Origin of the sequence: Novosphingobium sp. GV079 (assembly GCF_003058045.1) — a bacterium.
Classification (GTDB): Bacteria; Pseudomonadota; Alphaproteobacteria; order Sphingomonadales; family Sphingomonadaceae; genus Novosphingobium; species Novosphingobium capsulatum.
Map to the genome: position 1 here is coordinate 59,754 of NZ_QBUE01000012.1, position 17,724 is coordinate 77,477.

Annotated in this window: 19 protein-coding genes; 8 read left to right on the top strand and 11 right to left on the bottom strand. The window is 66.1% G+C overall.

The genetic code is table 11. The annotated features are described in order from the left end of the window. Positions 1 to 57 precede the first annotated feature (57 nt). The 4 genes from C8K14_RS15350 to C8K14_RS15365 all read left to right on the top strand — a co-directional run bounded on the left by C8K14_RS15350 (position 58) and on the right by C8K14_RS15365 (position 4,231). On the top strand, positions 58 to 1,302 hold the full coding sequence (locus C8K14_RS15350; protein WP_233251102.1) for a hypothetical protein: 1,245 nt from the start codon (positions 58 to 60) through the stop codon (positions 1,300 to 1,302). Beyond that, a complete protein-coding gene (locus tag C8K14_RS15355) occupies positions 1,292 to 2,263 on the top strand; it encodes a hypothetical protein (protein WP_133726840.1) in 972 nt (323 codons plus the stop codon). Before C8K14_RS15350 ends, C8K14_RS15355 begins: the two co-directional genes overlap by 11 nt. A 2-nt stretch (positions 2,264 to 2,265) precedes the next feature. After that, a complete protein-coding gene (locus C8K14_RS15360; protein ID WP_107717329.1) occupies positions 2,266 to 3,666 on the top strand; it encodes a sensor histidine kinase KdpD in 1,401 nt (466 codons plus the stop codon). A gap of 118 nt (positions 3,667 to 3,784) precedes the next feature. After that, positions 3,785 to 4,231 (top strand): hypothetical protein, encoded by a 447-nt coding sequence (locus tag C8K14_RS15365; protein WP_107717331.1) that lies wholly within the window; start codon positions 3,785 to 3,787, stop codon positions 4,229 to 4,231. Positions 4,232 to 4,278: 47 nt separating this feature from the next. Here C8K14_RS15365 and C8K14_RS15370 read toward each other — a convergent pair whose 3' ends face one another. From C8K14_RS15370 to gltX, 3 genes are read right to left on the bottom strand one after another with little or no spacing between them, the layout of a single operon-like run. Then, the gene (locus C8K14_RS15370) at positions 4,279 to 4,488 is read right to left on the bottom strand and encodes a hypothetical protein (RefSeq protein ID WP_054130987.1); all 210 of its coding nucleotides are present in this window, start codon (positions 4,486 to 4,488) and stop codon (positions 4,279 to 4,281) included. Positions 4,489 to 4,503: 15 nt separating this feature from the next. Next, the gene (locus tag C8K14_RS15375) at positions 4,504 to 5,790 is read right to left on the bottom strand and encodes a citrate synthase (protein WP_022676546.1); all 1,287 of its coding nucleotides are present in this window, start codon (positions 5,788 to 5,790) and stop codon (positions 4,504 to 4,506) included. 48 nt (positions 5,791 to 5,838) lie between these two features. Continuing rightward, positions 5,839 to 7,311 carry a glutamate--tRNA ligase gene (gltX, locus tag C8K14_RS15380; protein WP_107717333.1) on the bottom strand — a complete coding sequence of 491 codons (1,473 nt, stop codon included), beginning with the start codon at positions 7,309 to 7,311 and terminating at the stop codon, positions 5,839 to 5,841. A gap of 169 nt (positions 7,312 to 7,480) precedes the next feature. On the opposite strand from gltX, the gene C8K14_RS15385 reads away from it, so the two are divergent. From C8K14_RS15385 to C8K14_RS15400, 4 genes are all read left to right on the top strand, one after another. Next, positions 7,481 to 9,592, top strand: a complete 2,112-nt coding sequence (locus tag C8K14_RS15385) for a ComEC/Rec2 family competence protein (RefSeq protein WP_255420067.1) — start codon at positions 7,481 to 7,483, stop codon at positions 9,590 to 9,592. Between the two features lie 322 nt (positions 9,593 to 9,914). Next, positions 9,915 to 10,607, top strand: a complete 693-nt coding sequence (locus C8K14_RS15390) for an HNH endonuclease (protein WP_107717335.1) — start codon at positions 9,915 to 9,917, stop codon at positions 10,605 to 10,607. Continuing rightward, complete coding sequence (locus C8K14_RS22900) at positions 10,604 to 11,245, top strand: hypothetical protein (protein WP_199223747.1); 642 nt, start codon at positions 10,604 to 10,606, stop codon at positions 11,243 to 11,245. Before C8K14_RS15390 ends, C8K14_RS22900 begins: the two co-directional genes overlap by 4 nt. After that, a complete protein-coding gene (locus C8K14_RS15400; protein ID WP_199223748.1) occupies positions 11,242 to 11,541 on the top strand; it encodes a nucleotidyltransferase domain-containing protein in 300 nt (99 codons plus the stop codon). Before C8K14_RS22900 ends, C8K14_RS15400 begins: the two co-directional genes overlap by 4 nt. 365 nt (positions 11,542 to 11,906) lie before the next feature. Here C8K14_RS15400 and lexA read toward each other — a convergent pair whose 3' ends face one another. From lexA to C8K14_RS15440, 8 genes are read right to left on the bottom strand one after another with little or no spacing between them, the layout of a single operon-like run. Further along, positions 11,907 to 12,596 (bottom strand): transcriptional repressor LexA, encoded by a 690-nt coding sequence (gene lexA, locus C8K14_RS15405; protein WP_107717339.1) that lies wholly within the window; start codon positions 12,594 to 12,596, stop codon positions 11,907 to 11,909. Between the two features lie 57 nt (positions 12,597 to 12,653). After that, entirely contained in the window at positions 12,654 to 13,889 is a 1,236-nt protein-coding gene (locus C8K14_RS15410) for a molybdopterin molybdotransferase MoeA (protein WP_107717341.1), read from the bottom strand. Next, positions 13,886 to 14,356 (bottom strand): cyclic pyranopterin monophosphate synthase MoaC, encoded by a 471-nt coding sequence (gene moaC, locus C8K14_RS15415; protein WP_107717343.1) that lies wholly within the window; start codon positions 14,354 to 14,356, stop codon positions 13,886 to 13,888. The genes C8K14_RS15410 and moaC overlap by 4 nt, the downstream gene beginning before the upstream one ends. A gap of 7 nt (positions 14,357 to 14,363) precedes the next feature. After that, positions 14,364 to 14,810 carry a reverse transcriptase-like protein gene (locus tag C8K14_RS15420; protein ID WP_233251104.1) on the bottom strand — a complete coding sequence of 149 codons (447 nt, stop codon included), beginning with the start codon at positions 14,808 to 14,810 and terminating at the stop codon, positions 14,364 to 14,366. A gap of 7 nt (positions 14,811 to 14,817) precedes the next feature. Continuing rightward, the gene (gene trpC / locus C8K14_RS15425; RefSeq protein WP_107717345.1) at positions 14,818 to 15,606 is read right to left on the bottom strand and encodes an indole-3-glycerol phosphate synthase TrpC; all 789 of its coding nucleotides are present in this window, start codon (positions 15,604 to 15,606) and stop codon (positions 14,818 to 14,820) included. A gap of 12 nt (positions 15,607 to 15,618) precedes the next feature. Further along, complete coding sequence (trpD, locus tag C8K14_RS15430) at positions 15,619 to 16,614, bottom strand: anthranilate phosphoribosyltransferase (protein WP_028657655.1); 996 nt, start codon at positions 16,612 to 16,614, stop codon at positions 15,619 to 15,621. Beyond that, positions 16,611 to 17,195 (bottom strand): aminodeoxychorismate/anthranilate synthase component II, encoded by a 585-nt coding sequence (locus C8K14_RS15435; protein WP_107717347.1) that lies wholly within the window; start codon positions 17,193 to 17,195, stop codon positions 16,611 to 16,613. The genes trpD and C8K14_RS15435 overlap by 4 nt, the downstream gene beginning before the upstream one ends. A gap of 10 nt (positions 17,196 to 17,205) precedes the next feature. Then, positions 17,206 to 17,721 carry a YcxB family protein gene (locus C8K14_RS15440; RefSeq protein ID WP_158272940.1) on the bottom strand — a complete coding sequence of 172 codons (516 nt, stop codon included), beginning with the start codon at positions 17,719 to 17,721 and terminating at the stop codon, positions 17,206 to 17,208. Between the last annotated feature and the right edge of the window lie 3 nt (positions 17,722 to 17,724).

Here is a 17,724-nt window from a genome sequence, read left to right on the forward strand (position 1 = left end):
GGCGCTTGGCACGGCGTGGTTGCCGCCCTACCATGCGCGCGATCAGGAGGCATACAGTTGCGGGTCGCGCTCATATCGTTGATGGAAAATGTGCCGGTCGATCTGGCGGGCGACGGCGCCGTCCAATCGGGTGGAAACCCCGGTTTCTTGCCGATCGCCGGGCACAGCATCGCGCGCCACCAGCTGGGCTTGGCGCTGGCGCTGGGCGCCACGCGAATCGTCGTCCATGCCGAAATGCTCTCGGCCGAGATCGTCGAGATCCAGCACGTCGCCGAACAGCGCGGCGCGCGCTTTCACATCATAACCGCGGCGCGTGCACTGGTGCCGTTGGTTTCGGCCGAGGATGAACTGATCGTCTTTGCCGAAGGGTTCCTGGCCATGCCCGAGGATGCCCGCCGCATTCTGGACGAGGCGCCGGGCGTGTTGGCCTTGCCAGTGGAAGCCGGCGTTGCAGCCGGGTTCGAACGTATCGACATCAACCATGCCTGGGCCGGGGCGATGCGCATGCCCGGCCGGGTGGTGGCCGGGCTGGGCGATCTGCCGCCCGAATGGAACCCGGTTGCCGCGCTGCTGCGCCTGGCGACGCAGGCGCGCCTGCCGTTGCGCGCGGTGCCGCAGGCCCTGCTGGCTGCGGGCCGCTGGCGCCTGGTGCGCAACGAGGCCGATGCTCATGCTGCGGAAAACGATTGGCTGGCCCAGCACACCGCGGCCAGCCACGTCCGCTCGCCGGGGGAATGGCTCGCGGTGCAGGCGGTGCGGCGGATCGGCCCTGCGCTCTTGCATGCCCGCACGCGGCCGTGGGTGGCCATGGCGGCGGCGCTACTGCTCGTGCTGCTCGCGCTGGGCGCGGGCTGGTGGGGCAGGGCGGGGCTGGCGTTTGCGCTGGTTGGCCTGGGCTGGGTGGTGTTGCAGGCCGGACGCTTGCTGGCGCGGGTGGAGCAGGCATCGCTGATGCAGGCATCGGGCCGCTTGCGCGGGGGGGCGCTGTTTGGCCCGCTGGTGGATGGTGCGCTGGTGGCGATCTGCGCCTGGCGCGCCAGTGGCGGGCCCACGGCCCAGACGGCGTGGTTTCCGCCGCTGGTCCTGGTCCTGATCCTCTGGCTGTTTCCGGTGGTGCTGCGCGATTTCCGCTGGACGGCATGGCTGTGCGACCGCCTGCTGGTGGCGCTGACGCTGCTCGTGGTGGGGCTGTTCATGCCGCTGGAAACGGGCCTGCGCGTCATCGTCGTCGTGCTGCTTGCCACGGCCTTGGCACAGGCGCATGGTCTGTTTCCTAACCGCTTACTAACCAATGGAACCTAGAACCACGGGCATGCAGCACCCCGCGCCCCTTTCGCACGAAGACGATGCCTGGCTCGCCGCTGGCCTGGCGCGCGCCAGTGCCGCGCTCGACAGCACGGCCCCTATTTTGCGCCATCTGGTCTTGCAGGAAGAGCGTGCGGTGTTCGGCGATACGGTGATCGCCCATGTGCGCGGCATGATCGATGACGTCGCCCGACAACTGGCGGTGGCCCAGGCCCAGGCCGGTGGCGCGGGCGAAGGGGTTGAGCCCGACATTGACGAAGTGGCCGGGTTTGCCAGCCTGCTCAGCGCCAATGGAGCCTTCTTGGCCGCCGTGCATGGCCAGGCATTGGAATGGCAGCTTGCCTGCCGGCTTGAGCAGGATCACGGCGTGGACATGGTGGTGGCGCCCCTGGTTGAAGCGGCGATTGCCGCGCAGGACGGGGATCGCTCGGCCGCAGCCATGGCGGCCCTGGTGGCGCAGGCCCGGTTCTGCCAGGCGCAGCGGCGCATGCAGCTTCCGCTGGGTGAACTGCCGCAAGACCTGCTGCGTATTGCCCTGGTCACGCTGCACGCCCGCGCGCAAGACGATGCCGAGGCGCAAAGCCGTGCAATCATTGCCGAACGGTCGTTGCGCCTGCGTTTCGATGCCGAGCGCGGGCGTCTGGCGCTGCTTCGCCGCCTGGTCGATACGCTGCCTGACCTGGCGCTGGCGCTCGATCCGTTGCACGCTGGACCGGCGCTGTTCCTAACCGCGCTGGCGCGCGCCATGGGCGCCCCGCGTGAGGACGCCGCGCTGTTGACCGCGCCTTCGCATCTGGCGCGGCTGGCGCTGGTCTTGCGCGCGGCTGGCCTCGATGGCGACGCCGTGCGTGGCCATGTCGCGGTGTTCCATCCCGAAGCGCTGGTGCCGGCAGCCCTGGGCGCGCTGTCGCCGCAGGATGCGGCCGAGCGCCTGGCGCATGCCAGGCTGGGCGGCTGACTTTGGCCACGGCCGATCCGATCCACGCCCGCTGCGATGCTGCGGAAACCCTGGTTGCGGCTGACGAGGCCCTGGCCCGGTTGCAGATCGCGGCCGGTGGTACGATGCCGGGCATGCTGGCGGTTCCGGCGCTGCTGGCGCTGGTCCGCCAGGTGCGGGTTTCCGGTTTGGCGCAGGCGCGGCCGATCGTGGCGATGGATGGCGATTGCGCCATCGCGTTTCATGCCCAGGCCACGCCTGATGACGATGGCATTGCCTTGGTGCTGCGCGATTGGCGCCGCGCGGCCGCGCCCGACGATGGCTTGCCCGCGTTTGATGCGGCGGCGCTGTGGCATCATCTTGCGCAGGGGCATGTCCTGCTGGACGAGCAGCAGCGGGTAATCACCGCCGATCTGGCTGCCGCCGATCTTGCCGAACTGGCCGCAGACCTGGCCAGTTCCACCGGGCGCCACTGGGCCTTGTCTCCGGCGCTGTCGCTTGGCCAGGGGCGCATCGAGACGGCGCGGCTGCACTGGCGGCTGCTCGATGACATGGTCGTTGATGTGGCCGGGTCTGCCCGGCGCTGGCGCGTGCGCCTGTTGCCGCGCGTGGGCAGCGGGTTCGATCTGCTGCTCTTGCCTGAAACGATCCTGGCGCTGCCGGCCGATCCCCTGCGTGGGGCAGAGCCTGCCATGGCCGGCGCCGATGCCCCTCTGCCGCCCTGGACCGGGTTCCTCGGCCGTGATCTTGCCCCTGCATTGCGCCAGCCGATCAGCCGGATCATCGCCAATGCCGAAACCATTCGCAGCCGCCTGGCGGGCCCGCTGGCCGATGCCTATGGCAACTATGCCGCCGACATTGCCGAGGCGGGGCGCCATCTGCTCGGCCTGGTCGAAGACCTGGCCGATCTTGATGCGGTAGAGGCGCCGGGCTTTGCCCCCGCGCCCGATCACATCGACCTCGCCGATTGTGCCCGCCGCGCCGCCGGTATCCTGTCTGTCCGCGCGCGCGAGCGGGGCATCGCCCTGGCCTTGCCGGAGGAGGCGTGCCACGCCCCGGCAATCGGGGAGTTCCGCCGCGTGCTGCAGGTGCTGCTCAACCTCTTGAGCAATGCCATCCGCTACACCCCGGCCCATGCCACCGTCACCCTGGCCTGCGGTGTGGAAGGAGCCACGGCGTGGATCGCGGTGGAAGATCGCGGCGAGGGGCTTACTGCCGACCAGGCGGCGCGCGTGTTTGAAAAGTTTGAACGGCTGGGCCGCAGCGGCGATGGCGGATCGGGCTTGGGCCTCTATATCTCCCGCCGGCTGGCCCGCGCCATGGCCGGTGATCTTACCGTATCGAGCACACCGGGCGAGGGCGCCCGCTTTGTGCTGACCCTGCCGGCCGATCTGCCCAGCGCCGGTATCGTCAACGCGCGCTGATTCTTGGCCGCCAGGTTAACCGCACCTTTTCATGGCATTCCGCAAACGTTCAGACCGTCTCGCCCACAACACCGGGCATCGGGGACCGGAAATCTGACGCTTGTTTCGGAGATTCGCGATGATCAGGAAGATGGCGATGGTCGGCCTGTTGGGCGCCTTGGTGGCGACCCCAGCTCTGGCCCAGGCAATAGACCCCAACCAGCCGTTCAACGATGGTTCGGCAGCAGCATCGATGACGGCCCCTCCGGGCGTGGTCGTTCCTGGCCAGGATCCGGGGGTTAGCGCGGTCAATCGCAACGAAGCGCAGGCGCTGGCGATCGATACAAACACCGCCCGCGCCGAGCGGAACGCCGAACTGCAAAGCTACCACGCTGCGGTGCATGATTATCACCAGGCCGTGCAGGCCCGACGCGACACCATCGCCATGATCCGCACCACCCAGTCGCGACGCGACGCCGCCTATGCGCGGGCAATGGATGCGTGGCACGAGCAGGTCGCGGCCTGCCAGAATGGCAATCACCAGGCCTGCCAGGCGCCCACGCCAGACCCTGCCGCGTTCGAATAAATTGTGGGAATGGCGCGGCCAAGCCGGCCGGCGCGGGTCTTGTGCGATCAGCGCCGGCGACCGGCGCGCCACACGGCGGCAATGCCCAGCAGCGCCAGTACGAGGCCACGCCAGGCCCACGGTCGCTGATCGAGCATGAAGCTTTCGCGCGGCCAGTGCACCAGGCCCAGGCCTTGCGCGATCCACAACAGGCCCATGAAAAAGGCGGCCAAGCCGATGATCCGCAGGATCGCCACCATGACCGCCTTTCTCTTCATCGTGTATCTTCCGGCTTAGCGCTGGTTGATCGGAACGTAGTCGCGCTGCGTCGGCCCGGTGTAGAGCTGGCGCGGGCGACCGATCTTCTGGCCGGGATCGCTGATCATTTCGTTCCACTGCGCCACCCAGCCCACGGTGCGGGCGAGGGCAAACAGCACGGTGAACATCGTGGTCGGGAAACCGATCGCCGAAAGGATGATGCCCGAATAGAAGTCCACGTTCGGGAACAGCTTCTTTTCCACGAAGTAGGGATCGTTGAGCGCGATCTCTTCCAGGCGCAGCGCGGTTTCGAACAGCGGATCGTTGACCTTGAGCGCGTCGAACACTTCGCGCACGGTCTTCTGCATCACCGTGGCGCGCGGATCGTAGTTCTTGTAGACGCGGTGGCCAAAGCCCATCAGGCGGAACGGATCGTTCTTGTCCTTGGCGCGCTCGATATAGTGCGGAATCTTGTCGGGCGTGCCGATCTCGCGCAGCATGTTGAGCGCCGCTTCGTTGGCGCCGCCGTGTGCCGGGCCCCACAGGCAGGCGATACCCGCCGCGATGCAGGCAAACGGGTTGGCACCCGACGAACCGGCCAGGCGCACGGTCGAGGTCGACGCGTTCTGCTCATGGTCGGCGTGCAGGATGAAGATGCGATCCATCGCGCGTTCGACTTCGGGGATCACTTCATATTCTTCGGCCGGAACGCCAAAGGTCATGCGCAGGAAGTTGCCGGTGTACGACAGATCGTTGCGCGGATAGAGGAACGGCTGACCAACCGAATACTTGTACGCCATCGCCGCGATCGTGGGGATCTTGGCGATCAGACGGTGCGAGCTGATCGTGCGGTTCTGCGGATCGGCAATATCGGTCGAATCATGATAGAACGCCGAAAGCGCGCCCACCACGCCGCACATCACCGCCATCGGGTGCGCGTCACGGCGGAAGCCGCTGTAGAACTTGGTCAGCTGCTCGTGCACCATGGTGTGGCGCGTGATCGTGCGGGAGAAGTTGGCCAGCTCGTCCTGGTTCGGCAGTTCGCCGTTCAGCAGCAGGTAGCTCACTTCCATGAAGCTGGAATGCTCGGCCAGCTGGCCGATCGGATAGCCGCGGTGCAGCAGGACGCCTTCGTCACCATCGATATAGGTGATCGCGCTGTCGCAGCTGGCGGTGGAGGTAAAGCCCGGATCGTAGGTGAACTTGCCCGACTGGCCGTAAAGCTTACGGATGTCGAGGACGTCCGGCCCGATGGTGCCGCTCTTGACCGGAAGGTCGATGGTCTTGCCATCGATGGTCAAAGTAGCCTGATTGTCGCTCACGCTAGGCTCTCCTGTACAAAGAAACAGTATGTTCTGTGGGCCACCTGGTCAGGCGGCATGGTCACGCAAACGGGCCAGGCTCTCTTCCTTTCCGAGGAGAACCAGGACATCGAAAATTCCAGGTGAGGTCGCTTGTCCCGTCAGGCTTGCGCGCAGGGGCTGGGCGATCTTGCCCAATCCTACTCCCAGCTCCTCGGCCATTTGCTTGAGATTGGCCTCGAGCGTGGCCGCTGTCCAGTCGTTTGCGCCCTCAAGGCGGGTGATCACTTTGGCAAGGATTGCCCGCGCATCGGCGGTGAGCAGGCCTTGCGCCTTTTCATCGAGCGCCAGCGGGCGCTGGGCAAACAGGAACACCGCGCCCTTGGCCAGCTCGTTAAGATCGGCCGCGCGCACCTTGAGCACCGGCATCGCCTCAGCCAGCTTGGCACGGTCATGAGCCGGCACCAGCGCGTCGAGCCGCGGCGCGACAAGATCGGCCAGGCGCGCATCATCCGCTTCGCGCAGGTAGTGCCCGTTCAAGTTGAGCAGCTTCTTGAGATCGAAGCGCGAGGCGCCCTTGTTGACATTGGCGATGTCGAACCATTCCACCGCCTGGTCGCGGCTGATGATTTCCTCGTCGCCATGGCCCCAGCCCAGGCGAAGCAGGTAGTTGAACACCGCTTCGGGCAGCAGGCCCATCTCGTCGCGATAGGCGTCCACGCCCAGGGCGCCGTGGCGCTTGGACAGCTTGGCCCCATCCGCACCGTGGATCAGCGGGATATGGCCATAGACCGGATCGGGCCAGCCACCTTCGATCGCGTTCATCGCGCGGATGATCACCAGCTGGCGGAACGCATTGTTGATGTGGTCGTCGCCGCGAATGACATGAGTCACGCCCATGTCGTGATCGTCGACCACCACCGCGAGCATATAGGTGGGCGTACCATCGCCGCGCAGGATCACGTAGTCGTCGATTTCCACGTTCTGCACGGTGATCGCGCCCTGAACGACGTCGTCGATCACCGTCTCGCCTTCGCGCGGGGCCTTGACGCGGATGACATAGGGCTTGTCGGCCGGCCAGGTGGCGGGATCGGCATCGCGCCATTCGCTTTCCAGGCGGAATGGGCGGCGCTCTTCCTGCGCCTTGGCGCGGCGCGCGGCCAGTTCTTCCTGCGTCAAATAGCAGCGATAGGCGTGCCCGGCGTCGAGCAGCTGGTGTGCCACCTGGGCGTGGCGATCAGACCGCGCAAATTGGAACACCGGCTCGGCATCGCCGCCCAGGCCCAGCCAGTTGAGGCCGTCAAAGATCGCCTCGATCGCGGCATCGGTGGAACGCGCGCGGTCGGTATCCTCGATACGCAGCAGATAGGTGCCGCCGTGGTGGCGGGCGAAAAGCCAGTTGAACAGGGCCGTGCGCGCGCCGCCGATATGCAGGAAACCGGTGGGCGATGGGGCAAAGCGGGTGACAACGCGTGCCGCTGGGGTGGGGCTGGCGCTGGCCGTACCCGATCCTGCAGAAACGGTGTCAGTCTGGCTTGCCATCGAGGGCGCATTCCTTCCAATTCGGCGCATGGCCGGCCTTGTTGCAACACCGCCTGATCCGCAAACGGCGCTTGGCCGGGATAACGGTGCCGGCCCGCAGATAACCGGTCTTGATATGGGACCGAACGGGCTCGGGCGCCATTGGGCCAAAGCGGCGCGTTTGTCCAGCATGCTCGCGCATGCGAATGCGTGGATCGAGCAGCGCGGCACAGAACGCGGCCCCTGGCTAAGTGTGGCGTTTGCCGCGGGAATCTGCGCCTGGGTGGTGCTTCCAGGCCCCTGGCAGTGGCTGGCCCTTATGGTCGGAATCGGCGGAATTTTGCTGCTTGTGCTGCCTCGCGATCGAGACGGCCGATTCGCCCATTTGCGGTTGGCCGTGCTTTCGCTGGGGCTGATGGTGATGGCCGGCTGTGCCACGATCTGGATCAAGTCTGCCTTTTTGGGCACCCCGCCGATTCCCCGGCCCATGCTGGTGGCGCTCGATGGCACGGTGGTCGATCGCCAGGTCCAGGCGGCGCAGGGCCGTTTGCGGCTGATCCTGCAGACGCGGGTAACCTTGCTGTCGGGCGAAACGCGGGACGGTCAGGTGCGGATCAACGTGCCCTTGGCGCCGGCCGGGCAAAACGATTCGGCGCTGGCCGACGGGGCGCGGGTGCGCCTGCGTGCGCGGCTGATGCCGCCGGCGCCGCCGATGGTGCCGGGCAGCTTTGATTTTGCCCGCAGCGCGTGGTTTTCCGGCCTTATGGCCACGGGCAGCAGCGTGGGGGCGATCACCCTGCTGGCGCCGGCGCCGCCGGGCACGCGGCTCGATGCCGTGCGCCAGCGCCTGGCGGACCACATCCGCACGCAACTGGGTGGATCACCGGGCGCGATCGCCGCCGCCTTTGCCAGCGGCGATCGCGGCAGCATCGCCACGGCAGATGAAGATGCGATGCGCGACGCGGGGTTGACGCACCTCCTGTCGATCAGCGGCCTGCACGTCAGCGCCGTGGTCGGCGCGGTATACCTCATCACCGCGCGCCTGCTCGCGCTGGTGCCGTTTCTGGCGCTACGCCTGCGCGTGCCGCTGGCGGCGGCCGCGATGGGCGCGCTGGCGGGCATTGGCTATACCCTGCTGACCGGGGCGGAAGTGCCCACGATCCGCTCGTGCCTGGGTGCGTTGCTGGTCCTGCTGGCCTTGGCGCTGGGCCGCGATCCGCTGTCGTTGCGGATGCTGGCGGTGGCCGCGTTCATCGTCATGCTGTTCTGGCCCGAGGCCGTGGTCGGCCCCAGTTTCCAGATGAGCTTCGGCTCGGTCATCGCCATTATCGCGTTCGATTCGTCCGCGCCGGTGCGGCGCTTCCTGAGCCACGTGCACGAAGGCTGGGCGATGCGGTTGGTGCGGCATCTGGCGCTGGTGCTGGCCACGGGCCTGGTGATCGAACTGGCGCTGATGCCGATGGCGCTGTTCCATTTCCACCGCGCCGGTATCTATGGCGCGGCGGCCAATGTCGTGGCCATTCCGCTCACCACGTTCGTTACCATGCCACTGATCGCGCTGGCCCTGCTGCTCGATCTGGCGGGGTGGGGCGCCCCGGCGTGGTGGGCGGTGGGCAAATCGCTCGATGCGCTGCTGGGCCTGGCCCACCTCAGCGCCAGCCAGCCCGGCGCAGTGACCCTGCTGCCGGGCATGCCCGGCTGGGTCTTTGGCCTGATGGTGGGCGGGCTGCTGTGGCTAGCGCTGTGGACCGGGCGGGTGCGCCTGTGGGGCCTGGTGCCGGTTGGTCTAGGCGCGGTATTGACCGTGCTGCAACCGACGCCCGATGTGCTGGTGACCGGTGACGGGCACCACGTCGCCCTGGCAGGAGAAGGGCCCAACCTGCTGATGCTCCGCGCCACGCGCAGCGACTATACCCCCTCGATGCTGCTCGAAAACGCCGGGCTGGAGGGAGAGGCCCGCCCGCTTGACACCTGGCCCGGCGCGCAATGCAACGCGGACTTCTGCCGCGCCGTGCTTGTGCGCCAGGGCCGACGCTACACCGTGCTGATGAGCCGCGGCCGCGACCAGGTGGACTGGCAGACCCTCACCACCGCCTGCGCCGCCGCCGATATCGTGATCGCCGATCGCACCTTGCCTACCAGTTGCCACCCCCGCTGGCTCAAAGCCGACCGCCGCCTGCTGCGCCAGACCGGCGGCCTGGCGATCTATCTAGCACAAGGCCGGCTGACGACCGTGGCGGAGACGGAAGGCCAGCACGGCTGGTTTCCGACGCCGGAGGCGTGGGTGGGGGAGGGCAGGTGATGGGTAACGGCAGTGTTGATTTTTGGGGCAGCCTGCCCAGTATTCTGGATTGTCGCAACAGTCCGGGCGATAGGTGGATAGCGCCTACTTTTGACCAAAACGTGTCGTTCCCCATGAGGCTTTGAAAGGCAGTTTCCGCCAGAACCAGCCATTCGCTCAGCGCCAAGCCCTTCGTTTCGGGCGGTAGAAGCCTCTCACGTCGAATGCAGGAAACCACCGGAGAAACTGGTATATGGTTCTGTGCTGAGCGGCGGATCGCTAGACATGGGATCGATTTGCTGACACTTTTGCAGAGGGCATCGGTGGATCGGGCGGGGGATTGATGGCGGAACGCAAGGCTATACCGGCGGCCACACGGCTGCGCTTATTTGCCGCGGCATCGGGTCACTGTCAGCGGCCGGAATGTCTCGACGCCCTGTTCCCGGTTGAGTTGGGAGGCGACAAGCACATCGCGGAGATGGCGCACGTTATCCCACATGGCGATGCCGGCCCGCGCTACGAGGATAGGCCGGATGGGGATTTCGATGCCGATTCCTTCGACAACCTGCTCCTATTGTGTCCGACCTGCCATACTATTGTCGACAAGGATCCCGATGCCCATCCCCGCCAGCTTCTCCTGGATTGGAAGCAGGCCCATCTTGCGAACCTAGCACTCAAGCAGGGTATCAAGGCATATGACGAGCGCGCGGAAGTGCGCGAGGCAGTCGCCGCAGTCCTTTCCGAAAACAGTGCAATCTGGGAGCGATACGCCCCTGTGGACGGAGCTGAGTTCGAATATGATCCGGAGTCCGAGGCTGCGAAGGCGTGGGAGCAGCGTGTGAGGAGCGTGATCTTACCCAACCACTACCGCATGCAGGCCATCATCGAGGCGAACCTCGGACTGGCAACCGACAAGGAGCGCCGGACCTTCGCAGAATATCAGGAACATGTGCGCGGCCTGTCCGAACGCCATGTCTGCGGCGCCGCTGGCCGCGCAAGTCGCTTCCCTCCGGCAATGGAAGGCATATTCGCGTGAACTGGCAAATCACCTATGCGCTCGCAAACTTTGCAAAGCCAGGGCGATCTACTGCAGTGCATGTGGAGGACGACCTGATCAGGGTCATGACCCCGGAACAGCCGGACGTTCTAGCTGCCATAGCGCCCGGGGAGACAATTGACCTGGCAACCGCCACATATTACCGGCACCGATTTCCAGCCATGGACTTCCTTTGCGGCTATCGGTCCAGCTGTGTCTGGCAAGGCGAGGCGATCCGCTTTCTGCAGGATCATGGCGTAGGCTGGGGCAGCTTTGGAACGCTCTCTTCGGCTGCCTTGGATGGCAAGGCCAAGACCGCGTCACACAAGACGTATTTCTTCGTGGACCGCCTCCTTAGACAATATGGTCGTGTGGCCCAGGCCGCTCGCGAGTTTGATCGCATCTATCAGGTCACTCTCAAGAATGGCGTCGTTTTCCGATTAGGCATGATCGCAGAGTACGAACCTACCGCCGATGCGGTTCGCAGCCTTTGGGATCGGTTTGGTCCGATGGATGTCGCGTGGAACATCAACCCGAACGGGAGCCCATCTAAAGAAGCGATCGAAGCGGGAAATGAGCTCGGATGCAAGGTGATAAAGTGGGAAGGGCTGAGGGACTACATCCACCAGAGATCATGAAGGCTGGCGCAATTGCAGCTCATCTGCTGACGTTTTGCGGGTCCTTTGCCAATTTCGACGCTTATATGTTCGGCTCGACCCTGAACGGGGTCGGCAAAGACATCGACATTCTTGTCATTGGCCCCGGCGGTGAAGCGCTATCCAACCTCAAAGCGGAAATGCGGTCGGCCGGCGAACAATTGCCACTCCACATTCTCTGCATGTTGCCATCAGAAGCGGATGAGAGTGAGTTCTTGCTCAAGGAGCGATGCGTATCGCTTGTGGATTTGGCCAAGTCTGCTGTGTCACGCGCCTAGCGCGATCGAGTTCTATTTCGACCGCGCACCGCACAGTTGTGAAGGTAGCTTCGCCATTTGGTCCTTTCAATGCCGACTGACTGCTAACGGCCCCGCCTCTGTCGCAGTGGCGGCACCACCCAGGCGAACCCCGAATATCTGCTCTAAACAAGTGCTGAGGTTCCACCCGGCGCTGTCGAACGGCAGGAAAGCCACACTTAAAGGCATTGCGTATTATCGACCCGGCGCAAGGAAACCTGCGCAGAGCGAGGCAGGCTGGGGAGGTTGACCGCTGCCCAATGGAGCAATCACGCCCAACAGTAGCCCGTTGAAGGGCCCGCACGCAGATGCCTATTCACTCAGCACAAACCCCTCTACCACCACCCTCAATGATACCGCCGCAGCAGCCCTGCCAGCTTGCCTTGCACTTCCACTTCGTCGGGGGCGTAGAACTGGGGGTTGTACGCGGCGTTGGCCGGGTCGAGGCGGATGCGGCCTTTTTCGTGGTGGAGGTACTTGAGAGTCGCTTCCTCGCCACGCACCAGGGCGACGACGATTTCACCGTCGCGGGCGGTGTTGGTGCGGCGCACGAGGGCGTAGTCGCCGTCGAGGATGCCGGCGTCGACCATCGAATCGCCCGACACTTCCAGCGCGTAGTGCTCGCCAGAACCGAGCAGGGCGGCGGGCACGGGCAGCATGGCCGAGCCCTCCATCGCCTCGATCGGGGCGCCCGCGGCGATGCGGCCGTGGAGCGGGATTTCGATCACGTCGTTCGCGGCCACTGGCGCCGGGCGCGGGGTGGCGGACGCGGGGGCAGTGGGGCGCGGCGCGGGATTGCGCGCGGCGGCCTTGGTCGCCAGGCTTTCCGGCTCGCGGATCACTTCGAGGGCGCGGGCGCGGTTGGGCAGGCGGCGGATGAAGCCGCGTTCTTCCAGCGCAGAGATCAGGCGGTGCACGCCAGACTTTGACTTGAGATCGAGCGCTTCCTTCATTTCTTCAAACGAAGGGGAAATGCCGGAATCATCAAGGCGCGTCTGGATGAACGAGAGCAGTTCGTGCTGCTTGCGCGTGAGCATCCGCAAGTCTCCTATGGCGAACGAATGCGGAACGAATAAGCAACCAAACCGAACCCGTCAAGCAAATCCGCCAAATTCGAGCAGATAGATCGGCACCTTGCTCCCTTCCGGTTGCATCGCCGCGCCGGCCTCGCGCTGCACCAGGCAATTGGCGCGGGCAATGGGGGCGATTGCGCCGGAATCCTGCAACGGATCGAGTGTGACGGAAACGCGATCCCAATGGCCGCGCAGGAATTCGGTGCGCCCGCCACCGGCCGGCATCGGCTGGGCCAGCGGCATGTGCAGCGGGCTGGGCAGCGGCTGGGCGGCACCCAGCGCGGCGCGCAGCAGGGGGAGCATGAACAGGTGCGCGGTGACATAGGCCGAGGCCGGATTGCCGGGCAGGCCGAGGATCACCTGCGGCGCGGCGCGGTCCTTGGCGCTGCGTTGCCCCACCAGCAGCGGCTTGCCCGGCTTGATCGCCACGCGCCAGAAATCGATGCGCGCGCCCACTGCCTCCAGCGCGGGGCGAACCAGATCGTGATCACCGACCGAGGCACCGCCGCTGGTGACCACGATATCCGCCTCGTGCACGCTATCGAGCGCGGCGGCCAAGGCATCGAGCCGATCGGGCACCGGGCCGATGCGCTGCACGTCCACCGGCAGGGCGGCGGCCATCGCGGCGAGCATCGGGCCGTTGCTGGCCGGAATCTGGTGCGCGGCCAAGGCGTGGCCGGCTGCGGCCAACTCATCGCCACTGTCGATCACCGCCAGGCGCAGGCGGCGGCAGACTGGCACGTGGCCATGCCCGGCAGCAATCGCCAGCGCGATCTGCGCCGCGCCCAGCCGCGTGCCGGTGGGGAGCAGTGGGTCTTGCGCAGCAAAATCCATGCCCGCCGCGCGGATATGGCGCGAGGGCGGTTGCGGCGGCGTGCCGGTGATGGCGAGCGCGGCGCCATCGCGCGCGCAGTCTTCCTGCAGCAGCACGCAATCGGCGCCTGCGGGCATGGCCGCGCCGGTGCTGATCCGCACGGCCTGGCCGGGCGCTACCGTGCCGGCATAGGGATGGCCGGCGGCGCTTTCGCCCACCACGGTCCATGGGCCGGGCAGATCGGCGCTGCGCAGGGCATAGCCATCCATCGCCGAAAGCGCGGTGGCCGGCTGCGTGCGCGCGGCGACGAGCGGCGCGGCGAGATAGTGACCCAGCGCCTCTGCCGTGGCGCGATGGTCGATCGGCAGGCGCGGGGCGAGGGCGATGAGCCGGGCCTGCGCCTGTTCGAGTGGCAGGGGCGGCTGGCGCGGCGGAGCATTCATGGCGCGGACCAATCGCCCGATTTGCCGCCGCGCTTGGCGATCAGGCGCACGGCTTCGATCACCATGCCCTTGTCCACCGCCTTGGCCATGTCGTAGATTGTCAACAAGGCCACGCAAGCGGCTGTCATAGCTTCCATTTCCACGCCGGTCTTGGCCGTGAGCGAGGCGGTGGCGGTGCATTCCACGCCGCCATCGACAAAGCCAAATTCCACCGCCACGGCATCGAGCGAGAGCGGGTGGCACAGCGGGATCAACTCGCCAGTTTTCTTGGCGGCCATGATCCCGGCAATGCGGGCGGTGGCCAGCACATCGCCCTTGGGCACGGTGCCATCGCGGATCGCGGCCAGCGCCGTTGCCGACATGCGGATCATACCGCGCGCCACGGCCACGCGCTGCGTGGCGGGCTTGGCGCCGACATCGACCATGCGCGCATGGCCCTGGGCATCGAGGTGGGTAAGCTCTGTCATCCCACGCTCATGCCATGCGCAGGGAAAGGCGCAAGCCCTGTTGATCGGCCAGCGGCTGTGGCGGGGCGAGGCCGGCGCGGCGATATTCAAGGGCAATGCCGGCAAGGTTCTGCGCGCGGCCGACATGGCGGACCCGCACGCGCGAAAATGAAACGAGGTCGTTCCGATAGGCGGCAAGGCAATCGGCCGTGGCGGGATGGGCGGCGGTGCGGCCGGCGATCTGGTCGATCACGAAGGCGGAATCGCCGCAGAACACGACGTCAGTTTCGCCAAGCTGCCGGGCGAGGTCCATCGCGCCGAGCAGGGCCAGCCATTCGGCGCGATTGCTGTCACCCACACCGCAATCGGGGACAATCCAAGTGCGGCCGCCGGTGACGACGGCGATTTCCATGCGGCCGGGGTTGGGCCGGCAGCCGCCATCGAACCACAGCTTGCGCGGTGCGGGCGGCGGCAAGCTGGGGTCAGCCCTGCAGCAGCGCCTGGGTGGCGGCGGCCACGTCGGCCTCGCGCATCAGGCTTTCACCCACCAGGAACGTGCGCGCGCCGCAGGCGGACAGGCGAACGAGATCGGCGTGGGTGTTGATGCCGCTTTCGGCCACCAGCAGTGTGCCGGCGGGCGCCAGCGGGGCCAGGCGCTCGGTATTGGCGATGTCGGTGACGAAGCGCTTGAGATCGCGGTTGTTCACCCCGATCAGGCGGGAATGCAGGCGCGCGGCGCGCTCCATCTCGGCCTCGTCATGCACTTCGACCAGCACGTCCATGCCGTGCTCGCGCGCCGCGGCTTCGATCTCGGCCATCTGGGCATCCTCGAGCGCGGCCACGATGATCAGGATGGCATCGGCGCCAATCGCGCGGGCTTCGGCCACCTGCCAGGGATCGACCATGAAATCCTTGCGCAGTACGGGCAGCGCACAGGCGGCGCGGGCGGCGACGAGATAGTCTTCATGCCCCTGGAAATAGGGCGCATCCGTCAGGATCGAAAGGCACGCGGCGCCGCCCGCTTCATAGGCGCGGGCATGGTCGGCCGGCTGAAAATCGGCGCGGATCAGGCCCTTGGACGGGCTGGCCTTCTTGATTTCGGCAATCAGGGCAAAGCCGCTGGCGGCGCGGGCACGCAGCGCGGCTTCGAACCCGCGCGGCACGGTTTGCGTGGCGGCGCGGGCGGCCAGGTCAGCGAGCGATGTGGTGGCCTTGCGCTGGGCCACTTCGGCGCGCTTGGTATTGCAGATTTCGGTAAGCTTGTCGGTCATGTGCACAGAGCCTTACTTCAGCGCGTCGATCCAGCAACGCAGCAGGCCAAGGGCCAGGCCCTTGTCGATGGTTTCGGCAGCTTCTTCAACGCCTTCGTGCCAGTCGGTGACATCCCCGGCGACCATCAGCGCGGCCGCGGCGTTGAACAGCACGGCATCGCGATAGGGGCCGGGCTGGCCATCGAGCAGCGCCTGGAGCGCAGCGGCGTTATAGGCAGCGTCGCCGCCGCGAATGGCATCCACCGGTGCGGTGGCCAGGCCAGCGTCGCCCGGCGCGATGCGGTGCATGAGGATCGCGCCACCATGCACGTCGGCCACTTCATTGCCGCCGGCCAGGCTCAATTCGTCGAGCCCTTCATCCCCCGAAACCACGAACGAGCGCGCCGTGCCAAGCCGCGCCAGGGCATCGGCATAGATCGGCACATAGGCGGGGCGGGCAATGCCGACGAGCTGGCGCTGCACCCCGGCGGGATTGGCCAGCGGGCCCATCAGGTTGAAGATCGTGCGGCGGCCAATGGCACGGCGGATCGGCATGATCCGGCCCATGGCAGGGTGGTGCTTGCCGGCGAACAGGAAGCAGATGCCAAGGTCTGCCAGCGTTTCCTCGGCCGTTTCGACCGCGCGATCGAGGTTGAGGCCCAGCGCCTCCAGCGTATCGGCAGCGCCGGCCTTGGAACTGGCGGCGCGGTTGCCATGCTTGGCCACTGGCACGCCGCAGGCCGCCACGACCAGGCTGACCGCAGTGGATACGTTGAGCGTGTGGTGCCCGTCGCCACCGGTGCCGCAGACATCGATGGCGTTTTCGGGCGCAGCAATGCCGATCATGCGCGCGCGCATGGCCTGGGCCGCGCCGGCAATTTCGCTGGCGCTTTCGCCGCGATCGGACAGCGCAACGAGGAAGGCGATGGTCGCCTCGTCTGCTACCTGGCCATCGAGGATCGCGGAAAAGGCGGCTTCGGCTTCATCCTGATCGAGCGGGATTTCCCCGACCGGGGGCAGCACGGTCATGCCGGCATCCGCGCCGCGATCCCGCACAGTGCCAGGAAATTGGCGATCATCGCGTGGCCATGCTCGGTCGCGATGCTTTCGGGATGGAACTGTACGCCGTGGATCGGCAGGCTGGCGTGGCGAAAGCCCATGGTGTGGCCATCATCGGATCGCGCGTTGACGACCAGGCATTCGGGCACGTCTTCGACCACCAGCGAGTGATAGCGCGTGGCGGTGAACGGCGAGGGCAGGCCGGCGAACACACCGGTGCCATCGTGCGTGACGGGCGAGGTCTTGCCGTGCATCAGGCCGCCGCGCACGACCTTGCCGCCGAAATACTGGCCGATGGATTGGTGCCCCAGGCACACGCCGAGCAGCGGCATGCCCGCTTGCGCTGCCGCGCCGACGAGATCGAGGCTGACGCCCGCTTCGTTGGGGGTGCAGGGGCCGGGCGAGAGCAGGAAGCCCTTGGCACCCGAAGCCAGTGCTTCGGCAGCGGTCAGCGCGTCGTTGCGTACCACGTTCACCTCGGCGCCCAGTTCCATCAGATAGTGGACGAGGTTCCAGGTGAAGCTGTCGTAATTGTCGATGACGAGGATCATGGCCAATCTTCTATATTCCCCGCTTGATACCAGCATCGGAGAGGCATTGTTTAAGCGCTGACAGGTTTGCTTCCCCGATTTGATCCTTGGGCAAGCAGAAAAAAGTCAGAGTGGTTTTTGATAAAAGAAAAAGGCGATCGTTCTCTAGCCAGCCGTTCAAATGCGACCAAGGAAGATTGGAACTTTCGAACGGACCGATTGCCTTTATCCCTTCGTTGTCGAAGCTGAACTGGTAGGGTGCGCGGGCAGATGGCTGTTGCGCGTACAGTTTTTTCGTCAAGCGCGGAACATGCCACAGCAAAAAGATGCGGATGCCTGCATAGGCGCAAAGGGCGACAACGAAGGCGGTGATCGCGTCGGCGGCGAGCTTGATCCACGAATGGGGAAATTCGATGACGACGAATAGCGCTGTGTAGGCAACTGTGATCAGCAGAACGAAGCGCAAGATGCCCGCCAAGGTCCATCGGCTGCGCGACCTCAACCGATTGGCTTCCAGATAGTCCTGGTAGCTCATCGTGATCGTCACTTC

Bases quoted from the DNA above. Each gene is read 5' to 3' on its own strand.
- C8K14_RS15355 (WP_133726840.1), top strand. From the start codon at position 1,292: ATGGAACCTAGAACCACGGGCATGCAGCACCCCGCGCCCCTTTCGCAC.
- C8K14_RS15365 (WP_107717331.1), top strand. From the start codon at position 3,785: ATGATCAGGAAGATGGCGATGGTCGGCCTGTTGGGCGCCTTGGTGGCG.
- C8K14_RS15370 (WP_054130987.1), bottom strand. From the start codon at position 4,488: ATGAAGAGAAAGGCGGTCATGGTGGCGATCCTGCGGATCATCGGCTTG.
- gltX (WP_107717333.1), bottom strand. From the start codon at position 7,311: ATGGCAAGCCAGACTGACACCGTTTCTGCAGGATCGGGTACGGCCAGC.
- C8K14_RS15385 (WP_255420067.1), top strand. From the start codon at position 7,481: ATGCTCGCGCATGCGAATGCGTGGATCGAGCAGCGCGGCACAGAACGC.
- C8K14_RS15390 (WP_107717335.1), top strand. From the start codon at position 9,915: ATGGCGGAACGCAAGGCTATACCGGCGGCCACACGGCTGCGCTTATTT.
- C8K14_RS15400 (WP_199223748.1), top strand. From the start codon at position 11,242: ATGAAGGCTGGCGCAATTGCAGCTCATCTGCTGACGTTTTGCGGGTCC.
- lexA (WP_107717339.1), bottom strand. From the start codon at position 12,596: ATGCTCACGCGCAAGCAGCACGAACTGCTCTCGTTCATCCAGACGCGC.
- C8K14_RS15410 (WP_107717341.1), bottom strand. From the start codon at position 13,889: ATGAATGCTCCGCCGCGCCAGCCGCCCCTGCCACTCGAACAGGCGCAG.
- moaC (WP_107717343.1), bottom strand. From the start codon at position 14,356: ATGACAGAGCTTACCCACCTCGATGCCCAGGGCCATGCGCGCATGGTC.
- trpC (WP_107717345.1), bottom strand. From the start codon at position 15,606: ATGACCGACAAGCTTACCGAAATCTGCAATACCAAGCGCGCCGAAGTG.
- trpD (WP_028657655.1), bottom strand. From the start codon at position 16,614: ATGACCGTGCTGCCCCCGGTCGGGGAAATCCCGCTCGATCAGGATGAA.
- C8K14_RS15435 (WP_107717347.1), bottom strand. From the start codon at position 17,195: ATGATCCTCGTCATCGACAATTACGACAGCTTCACCTGGAACCTCGTC.